Here is a 1,232-nt window from a genome sequence, read left to right as displayed (position 1 = left end):
CGTCGGGCTTGGCGGCCTTCTTGGCCGGCGCCTTCTTCTTGGCGCTGCGCTTCGGCTTGCCGCCACCCTTCGCGGCGCGCTCGTCGATCAGCGCGATTGCTTCTGCGAGGGTGATGTCCGCTTCGGTCTTGTCGCTCGGGATCGTGGCGTTGACGCCGCCGGCGGTGACATAGGCGCCGTAGCGGCCGCCCTTGACCGCGACGGTGCCCAGCGTCGGATGCTCGCCGAGCGGCTTGCCGGGGTCCGACCCGAACTTGCGCTTGCTCGGGCCTTTCAAAATCTTCTCGGCGATCAGCGTCACTGCGCGGTTCAGTCCAATGTTGAAGACTTCGTCGCCGGCTTCGAGGCTTGCATAGGTCTTTTCATGCTGAACGTAAGGTCCGAACCGGCCGATGCCGGCCTTGATCGGCTCGCCGGTCTCCGGATGCTTGCCGATCTCGCGCGGCAGCGACAGCAGTTTCAGCGCCAGGTCGAGCTCCATGTCACCGGGCGAGGAATTCTTCGGAATTCCGGCGCGCTTCGGCTTTTCGCCCTCGGCGTAGTCCTTGGCGTCGCCCAGCTGGATATAGGGGCCGAACCGCCCGGACTTCACCGCGACCTCGCGGCCGGTCTCAGGATCCTGTCCGAGCACGCGGTCACCTTCGCCGCCGCCATCGGCGGCGAGAGGGCGGGTGTAGCGGCATTCCGGATAGTTGGTGCAGCCGACGAAAGCGCCGAACTTGCCGGCCTTCAGGTTGAGCTTGCCGGCGCCGCAGCTTGGGCACTGCCGCGGATCGCCGCCATCTTCGCGCGGCGCGTAGATGTGCGGCCCCAGCATTTCGTCGAGCGCGTCCAGCACCTGCGTCACTCGCAGATCCTTGATCTCGTTCACCGCGCCGATGAAGTCGGTCCAGAAATCGCGCAGCACTTCCTGCCAGGAGATCTCGTTATTGGAGATGCGGTCGAGCTTTTCCTCGAGTGCGGCGGTGAAGTCGTATTCGACATAGCGGGCGAAGAAATTCTCCAGGAACGCCACCACGACGCGGCCCTTGTCCTCGCCATGCAGCCGCTTCTTCTCCAGCTTGACGTAGCCGCGATCCTTCAACACCTGCAGGATCGACGCATAGGTCGAGGGCCGGCCGATGCCGAGCTCTTCCATCCGCTTCACCAATGAGGCTTCGGAGAAGCGCGGCGGCGGTTCGGTGAAATGCTGGGTGACGGCGAGGTCCTTGCGCTTGAGGTCCTCTTTTTCA

Annotated in this window: 1 protein-coding gene; it reads right to left on the bottom strand. The window is 64.5% G+C overall.

Features of this window, described 5'->3' with window-relative positions:
• Nucleotides 1-1,232 (bottom strand): topoisomerase C-terminal repeat-containing protein (locus tag HXX15_RS11315; RefSeq protein WP_296516111.1); only part of this gene is annotated, 1,232 nt, incomplete at both ends.

It is taken from the genome of Rhodopseudomonas sp. (assembly GCF_013377015.1).
In the GTDB taxonomy this organism is placed as follows: domain Bacteria; phylum Pseudomonadota; class Alphaproteobacteria; order Rhizobiales; family Xanthobacteraceae; genus JARJEH01.
Note: the sequence above shows the minus strand (reverse complement) of the source record. Positions and strands in the feature narration are given on the sequence as shown.